This is a genomic window from Paenibacillus sp. CF095 (genome assembly GCF_900101225.1).
Classification (GTDB): domain Bacteria; phylum Bacillota; class Bacilli; order Paenibacillales; family Paenibacillaceae; genus Paenibacillus.
The window spans coordinates 415,536-432,129 of the sequence record NZ_FMZN01000002.1; the positions used below are offsets into that span (position 1 = coordinate 415,536).

A 16,594-nucleotide genomic window follows, 5' to 3' on the forward strand; every position below is an offset into this window, starting at 1 on the left:
CAAAATGCAGAACCCTAGTCCTTCACCGCCCCTGCGGCAATATCCGAAATAAACTGACGGCTGATGAACAGGAACATCACGATGAGCGGAATGACAGCAAGCAACGTACCTGCGATGACCATCGCATAGTCTGTGTTATACAGCCCGTTTAATTGAGACAATGCAATCTGCAACGTGTATTTGCGTTCATCCGTCAGGACGATCAACGGCCACAGATAATCATTCCATACGCCGATAAAGGTGAACGCGCCAAGGAAAGCAAAGGCAGGTCGCAGAATTGGCAGCGCCACGTTCCAATAAAGTCGGAAGAAATTACAGCCATCGATGCGACCCGCATCCAGCAGATCGTTCGGAATCGACTCCGTGGCATACTGACGAATCCAGAAGATACCGAAGGCGTTCACCATGCCCGGAATAATGAGGGCTTTGAAGGAACCAACCCAACCGAACGTGGCCATGAGTACGAAGGAAGGCACCAGCGACAGCTGGGAAGGCACCATCATGGTAGCGAGCAGCAAGATGAAGAGCCACTTTTTGCCGGGAAATTCGAACTTCGCAAACGCAAACCCCGCCAGTGAATCAAAAAACAGTACAAGTATGGTCACAAGGCCCGACACAAACAGCGTATTCAGAAAGGCGCCCCAGAAATCAATCTGCTGCAATACGCGCGTAATATTATTCCATAGTTCACCCCCGAACCAGAGCTGAGGTGGGAACTTGTAGATATCGGACGTTGTCCGGGTGGACATTACAATCAGCCAATAGAACGGGAACATGGATATGAGCATGCCCCCGATAAGACCGGTATACAACACCAGCGATTTGAGGTGTTTGGACGCCATAAGCGCTCCCCCTTGTCACATCAGGATGATTTGCCTTGAACAAGCTTCCAGTTCACAATCGAGAACAGGGCGATAATGAGGAACATGCCCCAACCAACGGCAGCGCCATATCCGAAATAATTGTTAATGAAGGATTCACGGTAGAGGTACAATACAATTGTCATGCCTGCTGCACCAGCGCCGCCATCATTACCTACCAATACTTGAGGCTCGGTGAACAGCTGCATACCCCCGATCGTTGATGTAATGACCGTGAACAGGATCACAGGACGCAGCATCGGAATTGTAATTCGGAAAAAGGACTGTATCGCTGATGCGCCGTCAATCCTGGCCGCTTCGTATAATGTCTGCGGGATACTCTGAAGTCCGGCCAGGTAGATGACGGCGTTATATCCGGTCCAGCGCCAGACAACCATGGAGGAGATTGCGACTTTAATGCCCCATGGTGCATTAAGCCACTCCACAACCGGTAGCCCGACCGACTGCAACAGATAATTGAGAAAGCCATAATTGTTGGCAAATAAGGCACCGAAGATAATGGCTACCGCTACGATGGACGTGACGTTTGGCAGGAAATAACCGACCCGAAACAGGGTACGGAACTTCACAAATGGTGCATGCAGCAAAAAGGCAATAATCAGGGCGAAGAAGAGCATTGGAATCGTTGAATAGATCCAGATCATGAACGTGTTGCCCACGGCTTGCCAGAACTCGGCATCGGTCAGCATGTATTCGAAGTTGTTGAACCCGTTGTACGTCATGACACCGATGCCATCCCATTTATGAAAAGCCAGATAGAGTGAGAACCCAATCGGGAACAGCCCAAATACTGCAAACAGAATATAAAACGGCGATATCGCAACATAGAGTGCACGATGCTCCCACATTCTCGCCCATAGTGACTTCTGCCGATCCAGATCAGGTCTTGCATGTCCGAGATCGGGAGTAAGACGAGGTTCAGTTACAGCCATATGAATTCCTCCTTTGCGGATAACGAAACCACACGTTCTTCAGGTTAACGCTGCAATTCCCGCTCGACGCGGTGTACCGTATCTGTCCAGACTTGCTGTGGATCGGCATTTTGCTTCGCGACATCATTCAGCCGCCGGGTGATAATGTTGTGTACGGATGGGTATCGTTCGCCAAAGAAAGCATCCGGCACCTCCTGTGCCGATTCGGCAAATACAGGCCCTGTCGCCTGTCCACCGAAGAAAGGTTCTTTTTCTTTCATGGCAGGATCATCAAACACACCTGGTGCAGAAGGGAAAAGGTTCAATGTCTGATATTGCTCCAGTTGATTTTCGGGACTTTGCAGCCAGCGAACCAGTTCAAAGGCTTCCTGAGGATGTTCACTCGACTTCAGGATGGACAGGAATGATCCTCCGTTATTGCCATCTCCCCCTGGTGCCCGAGCGACACGCCACTTCCCGGATGTATCCGGAGCGGCTTCCTGAAGAACTTGTTTCATCCAGACAGCACCTACGAAAGAGGCGATTTCACCATTATTCATCGCGGCGTTCCAGCCTGGAGTCCAGCCATCTGCATTGGCAAGCAGTCCCTTTTCTTTAAAAGCAACGGCCGTATCCCAGCTCTTGCCCACAGTAGGGGAATCCATGCCGATAAAGGACCCGTCCGGCCGGAAGTAACGCTCAGCAGACTGCGATATGACTTGGTTGTAAACGGTTGCAATATTGTCGGTTAGAAAAACCTTGCCTCCGAATTTCTCCTTGAGCTGTTCTCCGGCAGCAGCATATGCATCCCAGCTGTTGATCTGGCGTGTAACGTCTTCGGGATCAGATGGCAATCCGGCCTCTTTGAACAGATCTTCTCGGTAGAAGAGGGCTGTTGGTCCCGTATCCATCGGGAAACCAATCATCTGTCCGCTTGGCGTAACGCCTTGCTTCCATTTCCACGGCAGATATTGGTCTTCAATATCTCCTGCACCGAGATCATACAGATTATAGAAACGGTCCTCACTGGGGAAAAGCTCCATGATCCAGTCGTTCAATGCGACAATGTCTGGTTCACCTGAGCGTGCAGCGAGTGTTGTTTTGAGCTTTGCTTTGAAATCACCGCCGATTTTCTGAGCTGTCAGTTCGATATTGGGGAATTTTTCCTTAGCCCTGGCAAGCAACTTATCATCGATGGACCGATTCCAGTACCATAATGTAAGCGCTACCTTTCTGTTGTTCGCTGAATCGTCCTGTCCGGGCCAGATGGAGCATCCGCTTATGAGCAGGACGCAGACCATCAGTATGGCTGTCCAGCATGTTCTTTTCCGGCGGATCATGTGTATTACCCCCTCATCGTTAAGTTCGAGGCATGAAGTGCTTTGGACTACAACATTAGTGTATGAGCAGTTTATAAACTCATACCCAATATTCCTAAAATGAAACACATATTTGTGTCCGTTGCGTAACATAATTTTAGTAGTTACTTTAAAAATAAAAGTTACTTGACACTTTATAATTTTTATTCTAAACTAACTTACATAAAGTAACTAATGATGATGAGAATAATATAGATACGTACTATATAACATCCAAGTGATCCAATTTCACGCTGGATGCGAATCAATCAACATACAAGTTGGCCTAAACAGGAGGAACGACAATGATCAATTCACATATTATTCAACTGCTTGCCCCCAAAATTCAGACTTTTCCGAGTGGAAAAGAGTTCATATACCTGGTGGGACCAATCAAGCTTCCGGTTAACCTCGATGGGGAGACCAAGACATTCCAGTGGTACAGCTGGATGAAATCGGACAAAGCGATGGAGAGCGGCGAGTTAATCGAATCTCTTGCTGCTGCTGAACTGGCAGAGCGTCAACAATCCAGTGTTCTGGTGTATGGTGACTTTGCTGAAGCACAAGAAGCGCTGATCCGGATGCATAGCATCTGTCATACAGGCGACATCTTTGGCAGCAAACGCTGTGATTGCGGCTTCCAATTGGAGCAATCCATGAAAATGATCGCCGCTCACGGAGCGGGTGCACTGTTCTATCTTGCGAACCATGAGGGACGTGGCATTGGTTTGTTCAGCAAAGCCATGGCGTACATTTTGCAAGAAGAAGGTCTGGATACGGTAGATGCAAACTTGCAGCTTGGATTCACAGACGATGCTCGTAATTATGACGATGCGATTGCTGTGTTGCGTGCACTTCGCACCGCACCGGTTACCTTGATCACCAACAATCCACGGAAGCTGGCTGCCTTGCAGGAAGCGGGATTAAATGTGGGCGGACGTGTTCCGCTGTGGGGAGATCGTTCTGCTTTTAACGAGAAGTATCTGCAAACGAAAGTGAATCGTTCCGGTCACTTGGCGGAAAGTGATGGCTGGGCTGGAGCAGAGACGTTGCTTCCGCATGCGCAGGCTTAATTATTTAATAGACGTAATTGATTAGTTGATTAGTCGTTGTAGTACTCTCCGTTATGGAGAAGTACAGCAGCGGCTTTTTGGTATGGAGAACAGGGTAGCGATCAGGTTTTCCTGATTCATGGAATGGCTTGCCGTTCCCACAGTGTGGATTATACAATATAGTCATCTGATGAATGCGGGAGGAACCAAGGTGCCATTTGAGGGACAACGTATATTGCCGGCTGCAAAGAGCATGAAGCAGTTTGAAGCGATGATTGAAGGCCCTTATACCTATGGGGTGATGCTGGAAACCCATATTGCACAGCTTCAGAGTGTAATGGACGAGGCGCGGCGGTATGACAAGAAGATACTTTTGCATGCAGATTTGGTTCAGGGTTTAAAAAACGATGAGTATGCGGCAGAGTATCTGTGTCAGCACATTCGCCCGGCAGGACTGATCTCTACGCGAGCGAGTGTCATTCAGAAGGCAAAGCAGAAAGGCATTACAGCGATTCAACGTATTTTTCTACTGGATACCCATGCGCTGGAGAAAAGTTATCTGTTGCTGGCCAAAACCCAACCGGATTATATTGAAGTATTACCTGGCGTCATTCCGCATATTATTGCGGAAGTATCTGTGCGTACAGGGATACCCATTATTGCGGGGGGATTGATCCGTTCACCGGAAGAGGTCGAACTTGCGCTTGGCGTCGGGGCTACGGCAGTGACCACATCCAATGCAGATCTGATTCGACACTTCGAGAAATCGCTTACACCGTAAAAAGAACCCACAACAGGAGGTTGGCTGTATGGAAAAATATATATTGGCTCTGGATCAGGGAACAACAAGCTCCCGAGCTATTCTGTTTAACCGTGGCGGAGAGATCGTGCACATTGCACAGCAGGAATTCCCTCAATATTTCCCCAAACCGGGCTGGGTAGAGCAGAATGCCAACGAAATCTGGAGTTCCATTCTTGCCGTGATGGCTTCATGTCTGGCAGAGAGCGGAATCAAACCGGTCCAGATTGCCGGAATTGGAATTACCAATCAGCGGGAGACGGTTGTGGTATGGGACAAAGAAACAGGCAGACCCATCTATAATGCAGTGGTATGGCAATCCAGACAGACCGCAGATATCTGTGAAGAATTGAAGACGCAGGGTCTCGGGGACCTTTTCCGCCGTAAAACAGGATTATTAATCGATCCCTACTTCTCGGGAACAAAGATTAAGTGGATTCTGGATCATGTCCCTGGTGCCCGGGAGCGGGCAGAGAAGGGTGAAGTGCTGTTTGGCACGATTGATAGCTGGCTGATCTGGAAACTGAGCGGGGGGACACATGTCACGGATATATCCAATGCCTCACGTACCCTAATCTATAACATCTATGATCTGCAATGGGATGACGAATTGTTGGATATCCTCGACATTCCTAAGGCGATGCTGCCAGAGGTGCGAGGTTCATCCGAGGTGTATGCACACACAACAGACTATCATTTCTTCGGGCATCGGATTCCGATTGCGGGAGCGGCAGGAGATCAACAGGCAGCGATGTTTGGTCAGGGCTGTTACACCAAGGGCAGTATGAAAAATACATATGGTACCGGTTGTTTTATGCTTATGAATACGGGCGAGAACCCGGTACAATCCAATCATGGACTGATTACAACGATTGCCTGGGGGATGAATGGCAAGGTTGAATATGCGCTTGAAGGCAGCATTTTTGTTGCAGGTTCAGCGGTTCAGTGGCTGCGTGACGGATTAAGAATGCTTCGCTCTTCAAAAGATAGCGAGGATTACGCCTCACGTGTGCTTTCGACAGACGGCGTTTATATGGTACCTGCATTTGTGGGACTGGGCAGTCCGTATTGGGATAGTGAGGTTAAGGGTGCGGTGTTTGGCCTGACCCGAGGCACGACAAAGGAACACTTTATCCGTGCTACGCTTGAGGCGTTGGCGTATCAGACCAAAGATGTACTGGAGGCAATGGAATCCGACTCGGGTATTCCCGTGCATGCTCTGCGTGTGGATGGCGGGGCGGCAGCCAATGATTTTCTCATGCAATTCCAGAGTGATATTCTGGGCATTCCTGTCGAACGCCCAACGGTGAATGAAACAACTGCATTGGGTGCAGCTTATCTGGCAGGATTGGCGGTTGGATATTGGACGAGTGCGGATGAATTGACCGATCATGAAAATACGGAGCGTGTCTTCCAGCCTGTTATGGCTGAGCAACAACGAATAGAACTGTATGCAGGCTGGAAGCGTGCAGTGAACGCAGCAATGGCTTTTAAATAAACATTTTGCATAAATCACCTGAGCGTCTTCAAATCAGCAAAATATAGATCGAAATGATTTTGTTCGTCTATACACTGGTTGGATCAGGATGCTTCTTCCTGTCCAACTTTTGTACCCGTGAGCGGAATGATTCGAATTATGAAAAATGCTAAATAAGAGGAATGAAATGAATATTTCTTGGGTGGGTATTTGTACTTTTTAACTAAACATATGTTATAAATGATATTTACTGGTGGAAAATGATGCATGATTTACAGGGTTATTCTTCCTGGAGAAGGTAAAATATATATCCACTATAAGGAAAAAAACAAGGTTAGTGGATTCATTTGAAATTCCATCCTTTGGCAGAACAACTTTTTGAATTTTTTTTGAATAATGTGTCATTTCAGGACTTCACGCCGTCAAAAATCTGTGATAGGATAAAGGCACAAGTTAAAAAATGATGTCTGGAGATCGGGAGGGACCACGTGCCGCTCAGCAATTGCTGAGCGAATGACGTGGTCCTTTTTTTGTTTTTTTTACGGAAAAATTGAGAAAATCAATAGGAGGTTCAAGAATGACAGAAACGTTCTCGTCAGCACACCGGACCGAATATTTGCAAAACATGGCGAATGTACATTTTGACGTATTAATTATTGGTGGGGGGATTACAGGCGCAGGAATTGCATTGGACGCGGCTTCCCGTGGATTGAAGACAGCACTTGTAGAAATGCAGGATTTCGCAGCAGGTACATCCAGTCGATCGACCAAACTTGTCCATGGCGGATTGCGTTATTTGAAGCAATATGAAGTGAAAATGGTTGCTGAGGTAGGACGGGAGCGGGCTGTAGTCTACGAGAATGGGCCACATGTGACCACGCCAGAACCAATGTTGCTACCGATCTATACGGCAGGTACGTTCGGCCGCTTCAGCACGTCCATTGGACTGATGGTGTATGATCGGCTCGCCGGGGTGAAGCGCAGTGAACGGCGCCAAATGTTGAATGCTGGAGCGGTGTCAGATAGTGAACCTTTACTACGCAAGCAGGGACTGTTAGGTGGTGGGCTCTATGTGGAGTACCGGACAGACGATGCCAGGCTCACCATTGAAGTCATGAAAGAAGCTGTCAAACGTGGGGTACAGGCAGTGAACTACGTTAAGGCGAAAGGTTTCCTGAAGGATAATGGCAAGATTACAGGTATTGAAGCTATTGATCAGATCGATGGGCAGACCTATACGCTAAAAGCAAGCAAGGTGATCAACGCTTCCGGTCCATGGGTGGACGGTCTGCGGGAATTGGATGGTTCGCGCCAGGGGAAAACGCTACAGATGACCAAAGGCATCCATTTGGTCTTTGATGGTAAACGATTCCCGCTAAGACAGGCGGTTTATTTTGATACACCAGATGGTCGAATGGTGTTTGCTGTCCCGCGTGATGGCAAAACCTATGTGGGGACAACCGACACCGTATATCAGGACGATCCTGCACACCCCCAAATTTCCGACTCCGACCGTGATTATGTCATTAATGCAGTCAATGGCATGTTTCCAGATGTACGGATTGGTACCGAGGATGTGGAATCCGGATGGGCGGGTGTACGTCCACTAATCCATGAGGAAGGCAAGAATCCTTCCGAAATTTCACGTAAAGATGAAGTCTGGGTATCCGAATCCAATCTGATTACGATTGCCGGGGGCAAATTAACCGGATACCGTAAAATGGCCGAGATGGTCGTTGATCTGGTCGCACGCCAGATGGAGCAGGAGAGTGGGCATTCCATAGGCCCTTGTGTAACGAAGAAGATGCCCATCTCCGGCGGTGATGTAGGGGGATCGGCTGGATTTGTATCGTATGCGGAGCGCAAGATCAAGGATGGTGTTGCCTTGGGACTTGCTCGACCTGCTGCGGAGCGACTGGTCCGCACGTATGGTTCCAATGTGGAGGCACTATATGAGCGAATGCCCGATCCACGCACCAAGTCCGAGCTTCATGGCATGCCACAGGAGCTACTGTTGATGTTAAGTTATGCGATTGATGAAGAGATGGCTGTAACCCCGTCTGATTTTTTGGTACGAAGAACAGGTGATTTATTCTTCCGTATTGATGAAGTTCGTCGCTATAAAGCAGCGGTTATCTCGTATATGGCAGGTCGTTTGAACTGGTCTGAAGAGGAAGAGGTTAAACATACACAGGAACTGGATCAGCTGTTGCTGGAAGCATCCGGCAAAATCTGAGGCAGGATTTCAAGATCGAGAGTCGAATGGAACATGTAAGCGTGTAACATAGAGAGGGGATTACATCCATGACATTACAGATCGGAATCATTGGAACAGGCTGGTTCAGTAAGGTACACGCGGATATTCTCGCACGGATGGAAGGTGTTCGTGTTGCGAGTGTCTGTGGAACATCGCTCGAAAAGGCAGAGGCTATGGCCTCCGTTTATGATGCTGTTGGTTACGGGGAACTTGAACATATGCTGGATGGTGAGAAGCTGGATGCGGTGTATATCTGTGTGCCTCCGATGTCTCACGGATCGATTGAGTCCGAATTAATCCGCCGTGGTATTCCATTCCTGGTGGAGAAACCTTTGAGCACCGGAATGGATGTTCCGCGTCAGGTGTTGGATCAGGTGCAAAAGAGCGGATTGTTAACCTCTGTAGGATACCATTTCCGTTATCAGGAGGCCGCGCAGGTCCTGCAGCAGTCGATGAAAGAACAGACGGTCGGCATGGCACTTGGCCGCTGGATGGGCGGAATGCCAGGGGTCGCCTGGTGGCGGCGTCAGGACGGTTCAGGAGGACAATTCGTAGAGCAAACTACACATATTGTAGACTTGCTTCGGTATTGTGCAGGAGAAGTTACGGAGGTATATGCTGTAGCAGCTCAGCGAAGCATGCATGAGAAGCATGAGCATGTGACCGTTGCTGATGTGGCGAATGTGACGCTCAAGCTGGAAAGTGGAGCGATTGCCAGTATCGCTAATACATGTCTGTTGCCAGACGGAGAGGGCGGCGCTGGGCTCCAGTTCTACACGGATGCAGGTGTGTGGGATTGGACGCCAGAACGTTTGCTTCTGCCAAGTGCCGCAAAACATGCGATGGCAGGTCTGGAGATTCCGGCAGGACATAATCCATACGAGCGTGAGAATGAAGCGTTCATTCATGCACTGCGTACGGGAGACCGTTCACGAATTCTGTCCGATTATGCGGATGCCTGCCGTACACAGGAGATTACGACGGCGGCGCTGGCATCGGCAGATTCCGGTCTGCCTGTACAGCTTCAGCCTTCAAAACATCTCTCTCATTAAAAGGTTGAAGGTAATATAAATACGCCTGAATCAGGGAATGATCCGCAGATCAGCCTGATTCAGGCGTATTTGTGTTGAGTAGAGATTATTGAGCAGCAATTCAACTACTCGGATTTCTGTTGTTTCAACCAGTCGGATGACCAACTGTAGATCTGATCAATGACAGGTTCAATGGCTCTGCCTTTCGGTGTCAATTCATACTCTACACGGGGAGGTATCTCGGGAAACATGTGTCGGGTTACGATACCTTCCGTCTCCATTTCCTTCAATCGCTCCGATAAAAGTCGTCCACTGATCGCCATCTCTGCTTCAAGCTCCGTAAACCGCTTGGGTCCGGACAACAGTTGGTACATGATTAACAGTACCCACTTCTTGCCTATGATATCTATGGCTTGAGTGATCATACAGGGACTTGGTGCTTTTACTTTTTTCAGCTTCAACGTATTCACCTCGATTCATGGTTATTTTTTCGCAGGTTGTATATGAAAGGACATGGTTTCTGCCGCTTTAAGAATATAGGACATCCATATAAATGAGGGTTACTACAAAATATACTGTAACATACCTTTTGTATGTATTATACATCATACAGCGAAAAATTACTTGAAGAAATTATATTATTATTATATACTAACTTCACAAAAGTAAGTTGGTGATAAATAATACGTATAATATGAACGCGTACTATTCTGAAAATTGAACTCGGCTGAACGGTTGAAAACAGAGTGACCTTTGGGAACTTTTACATAGATTCTTTTTTTACAATGTGCAGCACAAATAATCATTACATAGTAGGAACATATAATTTGTACAGGAGGATCTACATATGAACAAAATTTTGGGTTATATTTTTCTAGTTATTCTTGCAGGTGTGTTTGTCATGACAGGGTTTAACAAGATTAGTGGGGCAGACATGATGATTCAGACATTCGAAAGTTTCTCTTATCCGACATGGACCATGTATCTGCTGGGCGCTGCGGAGTTGCTTAGTGCAGTAGGATTGCTGATTCCACGGACTCGCATCCTGGCTTCTGGCATACTGACATTCATTCTGATTGGGGCCGTGGGAAGTCATCTGATCTATGCACAATACGCGGCTGTTCCGTTCCCGGCTGTGTTGTTGGTAGCTAACATTATTGTCCTGGTGGTAGGTATGCGCAGATTGGAAGCGGAAGAAGAAGGCCAGATGGACGCGATTCAGGCGTAAAGGAAAGATGAATAGAAGATTTGAAACGATATCATGAGATGGCCGCTGCAGATGAGCATAGGTCATCTTTTTTATGATTAAATGGGATTTAATATAAAAAAAAGAAGAACCCACGAAAAACAACGGGTTCTCTTGCAGCGGGACTTCCTGGATTGGAAGGTCTTCTGACTATAAATGATCAAATGCCATTTTGATTATAGTAACTTTTTTAATTGAGAGACGCGTCCCTGGCTGATGCCAAGCTTTTCCGCAATTTGCTGTTGAGCCAAACCGGGATTCTGTTCAACAATTTCTTTCATCTGTTGCAGCATGCGTGCCGTCTTCGGCCGCAGATCCGGGTATTCTTGGTTGTCAGCTGTGGTCCCTTCTTCCCTAGCGGGAGATGAGACTGAGGCGGATTTGGAAGCAGGACGCTCCACGGGTGCAGGAGCCTGTTTGTTCTGAGGTACGAACCAGTCGGGAGAGTCATCCGGGTGTTTTAATTGAATTGCACAAGTCCGGCAGATGAATTGTTCTTTGAAATACATTTCCGTATCTACATCACCGCAAAAAATACATAATGTTGATTTGTACTTTCGTAAAATCAACTCTTTCCCTTCAATGAAAAACTCAAGCGGATCGCCGATATGGATTTCCATCGTATCCCGCATTTCTTTGGGAAGGACAATTCGTCCAAGACGGTCCAGAGATCTCTTCATTCCGGTTCTTTTCATCGCATCTCCTCCGCAATATTCACAATTAAAACCTGTCCTTATTGTAAGGAAGAAAGGGCTTTAATACAACAATAATATTTCAAAAAAGTGGGATAATTCCATCTATTATGGGAAAATAAGTTTGGAAAGGATGGGGGCAACGGCTAAAGTGAATAATGCAGCGAGCACCATGGAGATGCTGGAAATGGTACCAGTCAGGGAACTTAGTTCAAATGCCTTGGATGTCCCTGTGCCATGGGCACCGGTTCCAAACAGTGTGCCTCGTGCAATCTCCCCATCGATGCGCAGCATTTTGACGATAGAAGGTCCCATAATCACTCCGAGCAGACCAGTCATAATAACAAAAACAGCTGTCACTGCGGGTATGCCACCGATGGTAGCCGAAACGTTCATGGCAATTGGGGTGGTAATCGATCTTGGGATCAGACTATGAATGAGACCGGAATCCAGGCGCAACCATTTGGCGAGCAGGGCAGAAGAAAGTACGGCAACGACCGAGCCAGTCATGACACTGAAGACAATCTCGGAAATATGTTTTTTGAGTACATGGAAAAAGGTATATAGCGGTACGGCAAAAGCCACGGTGGCCGGTTGAAGAAGCAGACTCAGCCATTTGCCACCACTGCTATACGTGGTATAATCCGTTCCCGTTGCGAGCAATATGCCAACGACAAGCAGCGGCGTAATGAGCAACGGTGACAGATATACCTTGGGCAGATTACGATACATTCGTTTGGCGACCCCATAGATACCGACGGTTAACAAGAGACAGAGAAATCCAATCATCCGGTGTGACGCTCCTTTCGTTTGGCAATTCGTGTAGCAACCAGTCCTGTGCAGGACATGACCAGGAAAGTACTAAGCAGTACGATGAATAAAATTTGCAATCCGTCATGCTCCAACATGGGCATATAGTTCATAATGCCAACGGCTGACGGGATAAAAAATAACAATAGTTCACCGAGCAGCCAGGCAGCTCCAACTTCAATCCAGCGCAGCTTCACGACACGGGTCTGAAGCAGAATGAATAACACAACCATACCGAGTATCGAACCCGGTACAGGAAGATGGAGAGTACGGGCCAGCAGGTCCATGAGCAGTGAAAAAACCATTAAGAGCGCAACCTGTGCAATACCAAGGCCCCATTTTTTCACTTCAATCCCTCCTTGTATAATCAACGTAATCGTTTGAGTTATTATGAAAATGAATGGAAACGTTGTTTGATATCACAAATTTTACATGGCATTCTTTCATGAGTAAAATGCATATTAAGAATGTTTACTATTCCATTTATCTATGAGAGGTGGGAATCAACCAATGGATATCCGCCATTTGCAATATTTTCTGGAAGTTGCCCGGCAGCAGAGCTTCACAAAAGCCGCCGAGGTGCTGTATATCACCCAGCCCACGATCAGCAAGACGGTCAAGAGTCTTGAAGAGGAATTGGGGATCACGCTACTGGACCGTTATGGCAAAAAGGTGGAGCTAACCGATGCGGGCCATGTGTTTTTTCGGCAGGCACTTGAGATTGAAAAATCATTCCGCAGTCTGTCGTCCGAATTGGACGATCTGATGAATTTGAAGAAAGGTCATCTGCGGATTGGGTTGCCGCCGATGGTGGGGTCCAGCTTTTTCCCCATGATCATTGGCGAATTTCACAAAGCCTACCCGCAGGTGACCATTCAGCTGTTTGAGGATGGCGCCAAAAAAGTGGAGGCCGATGTGATCAGTGGTGCACTGGATATTGGCGTTGCCGTACTGCCAACCGTGGATGAGCTGTTGGATCATTTTGTGTTTGTCAAAGAGAAGCTGAACCTGCTCGTACACCCTTCACATCCACTTGCGGGGAAAGAGTCGGTTGCGCTGCATGAACTGGAAAACGACGCCTTTGTGCTGTTTCGGGAAGATTTTGCGTTGCATGACCGGATTATTGTGGCCTGTCAGCATGCCGGGTTCCAGCCCCGGGTGGTATATGAGAGCTCTCAGTGGGATCTGCTCAGCGCGATGGTTGCCGCCAATCTGGGTGTAGCTTTACTACCGGAGACGATCTGTCGTGAGGTGGACCATATGCGCGTGCGCATTATACCGGTGGTGGAACCAGTGATTCCATGGCAGCTCGGTATGATCTGGCGGAAGGACCGCTATCTTTCATTTGCCACGAGAGAGTGGATTGGATTCACACAGTCGATGCTGGGTGAGTAAGGGGGCGATCGGAAGGTTGTTCTGTCATTGTAGTGCCCAGTGTAAATACTCTTTTGTTGACCCCGGATCGTTGTTACAATGGATGCATAATCATGATGGAGGTGTACGAACATGAAATTGCGGGTATCCGCTGTACAATACCAATTGCACACAATCAGCTCGTTTGAGCAGTTCGCCGCTCAGGCTGAGCATTACATACGGACAGCGAGCGAATACGGAACCGAATTTGTGCTGTTCCCGGAATTTTTCACAACGCAGTTAATGTCCATTGGGGACAAACAAGGCAATGCACTGACGATTGAGGATCTGCCAAACTTTACGGAACAATATGAACAACTGTTCACGTCACTTGCTGCCAAGTACGGCATGCACGTCATCGGGGGAACCCACGTCATTCGCCGTGAAGGGAAGTTATATAATACAGCCCACATGTTCTACCCGGATGGTCGCATCGTGCGCCAGGACAAGATTCACATTACGCCAACCGAAGTACAGGAATGGAACATGGCTCCCGGAGATGGACTTGAGGTGTTCGACACCGATAAAGGCCGTATTGCCATGCTGACCTGTTACGATATTGAATTCCCGGAAATTGTACGGATGGCCAAAGCGAAAGGCGCTGACGTGATTTTCTGTCCTTCCTGCACGGACGATCGCCACGGTTTCTATCGTGTGCGTTATACGAGTCATGCCCGAGCGGTGGAGAATCAGGTGTATGTTGTGTTAACCGGAACAGTGGGTAACCTGCCAACCGTTGACTTCATGCGTGCCAACTATGGACAGGCTGCAATTATTACGCCAAATGATATCCCGTTTCCGCCACGTGGCATTCTGGCTGAGGGTGAGATTAACAACGATATGATCGTGACCGCCGATCTGGATCTGGATTTGCTGTATGAGGTACGTGAACGTGGATCGGTAACGACCTGGCGTGACCGCCGTACCGATCTGTATACCGATTGGGAGTAGCGAGTTACCTTATAGAGGTTGTTCAAAAAATCCGCTTTTGATTACGAAGGATGCCTAGTGGCATCATCAGCATCGAATATGGAATTCAGCCGAAATGTCCGTTGCTCACGTAGTCTTCCCTACGCTCCGCTACTCCATTTCTAGCTTCATCCCATCTTCTCGGTACTGAAAACCGCCCTTTTTGAACACATAATTAAAACGGAACGGAACAGAGTAGGAAATTCATTTGTCAGTGGAAAGGGGTGACCCGGCAAGATGTATACAAAAGAAATGTTGATCACCGACCCGGAGCAAAGTGGCAAAAGGGTAAAGGCAGTCGTTCGCAATTATGTTGCAGCCGACTTTGAGGAACTCATTCGCATTCAGGCGGAGAGTTTCCCTCCTCCTTATCCGGAAGAGCTGCTCTGGAGTCACGAGCAGCTCACCAGTCATGTGAAGCATTACCCGGAGGGTGCCATCTGTATTGAAGTGGGTGGAGAATTGGCTGGCTCAATGACCTCGCTGCGGATGCAGTGGGACCCTGCACATCCGGCAAGTCATACCTGGGCCGAAGTAACGGATGACGGCTATATTCGTAACCACCAGCCGGATGGCAACACGCTGTATATTGTCGATCTCTGTGTTCGTCCAAAGTACCGCAAATGGGGACTGGCTCAGCTTATGATGCAGGCGATGTACCACCTTGTCATCGCTCAGGGGATGGATCGGTTACTAGGTGCTGGTAGAATGCCCGGTTATCATCTGGTTGCAGACCAACTGTCTGCGCAGGAATATCTGGATCAGGTAGCAGCGGGAGAGAGACGTGACCCGGTGATATCGTTCCTGCTTCGCTGTGGCCGCATGCCGGTTGGTGTGACCGCAGACTATCTGGACGATGAGGAATCCTGCAACTATGCTGCCCTGATGGAGTGGCGGAATCCGTTCAGATAAAGAAATGTTAAACGAAATACATCATCAATCGAGGGGGTATTTATTCATGGAATTCACGCGTATTACATCTATTAAAGATCCATTGTTTGCCCAAATGCACAAGCTGATGCAGGAGATTTTCCCGCGGGAAGAAGTGCTGGACTTTCCCCTGTGGGAAGAACCGCTGGAAGATCCGAGTATTCGGGTGTTCGTAGCTGTGCATGAGGGACAGGTTGTTGGAGCGACAGAGTACCGTTATTACGAGGATTGGAACGTAGCCATGACGGACTTCACGATTATTGGGCGCGAAGGACTGGGGATCGGCAGTTTCCTGGCGAATCACCGCAAGCGTGATCTGCAGAAGCTGGCTGCAGCAAACGGGAAAGAATTGTTCGGTATGTTTGCCGAAATCTATAACCCTTATCTGAGTCAGGATCACGAGTTTGGCGGTATCAAGCCGATGGACCCGTATGTACGTCGCGAAGTATTGTCTCATCTGGGATACCAACGTCTGGACTTCCCATATGTTCATCCATCTTGGCAAGGTGACGGTGAAGCAGTTGGCGGATTGGATCTGTGCTTCATGCCAGGTGATGAGTCGCTTGGTGAACTACCAGCAAGCCTGGTGGCTGATTTCCTGAATCGATATTATGCGGTGTTACCGAACAAACCGCAGGAATGGCTTGCCATGGTAGAGCAATTAACTGCTCGCAAGTCGGTTGCGTTACTGCCGTTGTAAACGGAAGCAGGGCTGTCACAGAGGATGACGTTGTAATGTTCTAAGCCACAATAAAACCAAGAAAAGGC

17 protein-coding genes are annotated in these 16,594 nt (G+C 48.1%); 10 read left to right on the top strand and 7 right to left on the bottom strand.

Features of this window, described 5'->3' with window-relative positions:
* Positions 1-14 precede the first annotated feature (14 nt).
* From BLS69_RS21160 to BLS69_RS21170, 3 genes are all read right to left on the bottom strand, one after another.
* The gene (locus BLS69_RS21160) at positions 15-842 is read right to left on the bottom strand and encodes a carbohydrate ABC transporter permease (protein ID WP_091035913.1); all 828 of its coding nucleotides are present in this window, start codon (positions 840-842) and stop codon (positions 15-17) included.
* 20 nt (positions 843-862) lie between these two features.
* Positions 863-1,729: a carbohydrate ABC transporter permease gene (locus BLS69_RS21165; protein WP_091036547.1), complete on the bottom strand. Its 867-nt coding sequence runs from the start codon at positions 1,727-1,729 to the stop codon at positions 863-865.
* Between the two features lie 128 nt (positions 1,730-1,857).
* Positions 1,858-3,132 (bottom strand): ABC transporter substrate-binding protein, encoded by a 1,275-nt coding sequence (locus tag BLS69_RS21170; RefSeq protein WP_091035914.1) that lies wholly within the window; start codon positions 3,130-3,132, stop codon positions 1,858-1,860.
* Between the two features lie 323 nt (positions 3,133-3,455).
* On the opposite strand from BLS69_RS21170, the gene BLS69_RS21175 reads away from it, so the two are divergent.
* The 5 genes from BLS69_RS21175 (at position 3,456) to BLS69_RS21195 (ending at position 9,787) form a co-directional block, all read left to right on the top strand.
* Positions 3,456-4,223 (top strand): GTP cyclohydrolase II, encoded by a 768-nt coding sequence (locus BLS69_RS21175; protein ID WP_091035917.1) that lies wholly within the window; start codon positions 3,456-3,458, stop codon positions 4,221-4,223.
* A gap of 190 nt (positions 4,224-4,413) precedes the next feature.
* Complete coding sequence (locus BLS69_RS21180; RefSeq protein ID WP_026081418.1) at positions 4,414-4,983, top strand: glycerol-3-phosphate responsive antiterminator; 570 nt, start codon at positions 4,414-4,416, stop codon at positions 4,981-4,983.
* Between the two features lie 28 nt (positions 4,984-5,011).
* Positions 5,012-6,499, top strand: a complete 1,488-nt coding sequence (gene glpK / locus BLS69_RS21185) for a glycerol kinase GlpK (protein ID WP_091035919.1) — start codon at positions 5,012-5,014, stop codon at positions 6,497-6,499.
* A 556-nt stretch (positions 6,500-7,055) separates the two neighbouring features.
* Complete coding sequence (locus BLS69_RS21190; RefSeq protein ID WP_091035922.1) at positions 7,056-8,714, top strand: glycerol-3-phosphate dehydrogenase/oxidase; 1,659 nt, start codon at positions 7,056-7,058, stop codon at positions 8,712-8,714.
* A gap of 68 nt (positions 8,715-8,782) precedes the next feature.
* Positions 8,783-9,787, top strand: a complete 1,005-nt coding sequence (locus BLS69_RS21195; RefSeq protein WP_047840822.1) for a Gfo/Idh/MocA family protein — start codon at positions 8,783-8,785, stop codon at positions 9,785-9,787.
* A 104-nt stretch (positions 9,788-9,891) separates the two neighbouring features.
* On the opposite strand, the gene BLS69_RS21200 is transcribed toward BLS69_RS21195, so the two are convergent.
* Positions 9,892-10,191 carry a winged helix-turn-helix transcriptional regulator gene (locus BLS69_RS21200; RefSeq protein WP_026081419.1) on the bottom strand — a complete coding sequence of 100 codons (300 nt, stop codon included), beginning with the start codon at positions 10,189-10,191 and terminating at the stop codon, positions 9,892-9,894.
* Positions 10,192-10,613: 422 nt separating this feature from the next.
* Between BLS69_RS21200 and BLS69_RS21205 the strand changes: the two genes are divergently transcribed.
* Positions 10,614-10,994, top strand: coding sequence for a DoxX family protein (locus BLS69_RS21205; protein WP_091035924.1), 381 nt, complete (start codon positions 10,614-10,616; stop codon positions 10,992-10,994).
* Positions 10,995-11,188: 194 nt separating this feature from the next.
* Here BLS69_RS21205 and BLS69_RS21210 read toward each other — a convergent pair whose 3' ends face one another.
* The 3 genes from BLS69_RS21210 to BLS69_RS21220 all read right to left on the bottom strand — a co-directional run bounded on the left by BLS69_RS21210 (position 11,189) and on the right by BLS69_RS21220 (position 12,861).
* Entirely contained in the window at positions 11,189-11,707 is a 519-nt protein-coding gene (locus BLS69_RS21210) for an AbrB/MazE/SpoVT family DNA-binding domain-containing protein (RefSeq protein ID WP_076209663.1), read from the bottom strand.
* A 105-nt stretch (positions 11,708-11,812) separates the two neighbouring features.
* A complete protein-coding gene (locus tag BLS69_RS21215) occupies positions 11,813-12,493 on the bottom strand; it encodes an LrgB family protein (RefSeq protein ID WP_091035927.1) in 681 nt (226 codons plus the stop codon).
* Positions 12,490-12,861 (bottom strand): CidA/LrgA family protein, encoded by a 372-nt coding sequence (locus BLS69_RS21220; RefSeq protein WP_017691758.1) that lies wholly within the window; start codon positions 12,859-12,861, stop codon positions 12,490-12,492. The genes BLS69_RS21215 and BLS69_RS21220 overlap by 4 nt, the downstream gene beginning before the upstream one ends.
* 163 nt (positions 12,862-13,024) lie before the next feature.
* Here BLS69_RS21220 and BLS69_RS21225 point away from each other — a divergent pair, with 163 nt between their 5' ends.
* The 4 genes from BLS69_RS21225 to BLS69_RS21240 all read left to right on the top strand — a co-directional run bounded on the left by BLS69_RS21225 (position 13,025) and on the right by BLS69_RS21240 (position 16,526).
* Positions 13,025-13,909, top strand: a complete 885-nt coding sequence (locus tag BLS69_RS21225) for a cidABC operon transcriptional activator CidR (protein ID WP_047840818.1) — start codon at positions 13,025-13,027, stop codon at positions 13,907-13,909.
* A gap of 111 nt (positions 13,910-14,020) precedes the next feature.
* The gene (locus BLS69_RS21230) at positions 14,021-14,878 is read left to right on the top strand and encodes a carbon-nitrogen hydrolase family protein (RefSeq protein WP_091035930.1); all 858 of its coding nucleotides are present in this window, start codon (positions 14,021-14,023) and stop codon (positions 14,876-14,878) included.
* A gap of 255 nt (positions 14,879-15,133) precedes the next feature.
* Positions 15,134-15,808, top strand: coding sequence for a GNAT family N-acetyltransferase (locus tag BLS69_RS21235; RefSeq protein WP_091035932.1), 675 nt, complete (start codon positions 15,134-15,136; stop codon positions 15,806-15,808).
* Positions 15,809-15,854: 46 nt separating this feature from the next.
* A complete protein-coding gene (locus BLS69_RS21240; RefSeq protein ID WP_091035935.1) occupies positions 15,855-16,526 on the top strand; it encodes a GNAT family acetyltransferase in 672 nt (223 codons plus the stop codon).
* Positions 16,527-16,594 lie beyond the last annotated feature (68 nt).

Excerpts from the sequence above, each read along its gene's own strand:
- BLS69_RS21165 (WP_091036547.1), bottom strand. The coding sequence starts at position 1,729 with ATGTGGGAGCATCGTGCACTCTATGTTGCGATATCGCCGTTTTATATT.
- BLS69_RS21190 (WP_091035922.1), top strand. The coding sequence starts at position 7,056 with ATGACAGAAACGTTCTCGTCAGCACACCGGACCGAATATTTGCAAAAC.
- BLS69_RS21225 (WP_047840818.1), top strand. The coding sequence starts at position 13,025 with ATGGATATCCGCCATTTGCAATATTTTCTGGAAGTTGCCCGGCAGCAG.
- BLS69_RS21170 (WP_091035914.1), bottom strand. The coding sequence starts at position 3,132 with ATGATCCGCCGGAAAAGAACATGCTGGACAGCCATACTGATGGTCTGC.
- BLS69_RS21205 (WP_091035924.1), top strand. The coding sequence starts at position 10,614 with ATGAACAAAATTTTGGGTTATATTTTTCTAGTTATTCTTGCAGGTGTG.
- BLS69_RS21230 (WP_091035930.1), top strand. The coding sequence starts at position 14,021 with ATGAAATTGCGGGTATCCGCTGTACAATACCAATTGCACACAATCAGC.
- BLS69_RS21210 (WP_076209663.1), bottom strand. The coding sequence starts at position 11,707 with ATGAAAAGAACCGGAATGAAGAGATCTCTGGACCGTCTTGGACGAATT.
- BLS69_RS21200 (WP_026081419.1), bottom strand. The coding sequence starts at position 10,191 with ATGATCACTCAAGCCATAGATATCATAGGCAAGAAGTGGGTACTGTTA.
- BLS69_RS21175 (WP_091035917.1), top strand. The coding sequence starts at position 3,456 with ATGATCAATTCACATATTATTCAACTGCTTGCCCCCAAAATTCAGACT.
- BLS69_RS21195 (WP_047840822.1), top strand. The coding sequence starts at position 8,783 with ATGACATTACAGATCGGAATCATTGGAACAGGCTGGTTCAGTAAGGTA.
- BLS69_RS21215 (WP_091035927.1), bottom strand. The coding sequence starts at position 12,493 with ATGATTGGATTTCTCTGTCTCTTGTTAACCGTCGGTATCTATGGGGTC.
- glpK (WP_091035919.1), top strand. The coding sequence starts at position 5,012 with ATGGAAAAATATATATTGGCTCTGGATCAGGGAACAACAAGCTCCCGA.
- BLS69_RS21235 (WP_091035932.1), top strand. The coding sequence starts at position 15,134 with ATGTATACAAAAGAAATGTTGATCACCGACCCGGAGCAAAGTGGCAAA.
- BLS69_RS21160 (WP_091035913.1), bottom strand. The coding sequence starts at position 842 with ATGGCGTCCAAACACCTCAAATCGCTGGTGTTGTATACCGGTCTTATC.
- BLS69_RS21240 (WP_091035935.1), top strand. The coding sequence starts at position 15,855 with ATGGAATTCACGCGTATTACATCTATTAAAGATCCATTGTTTGCCCAA.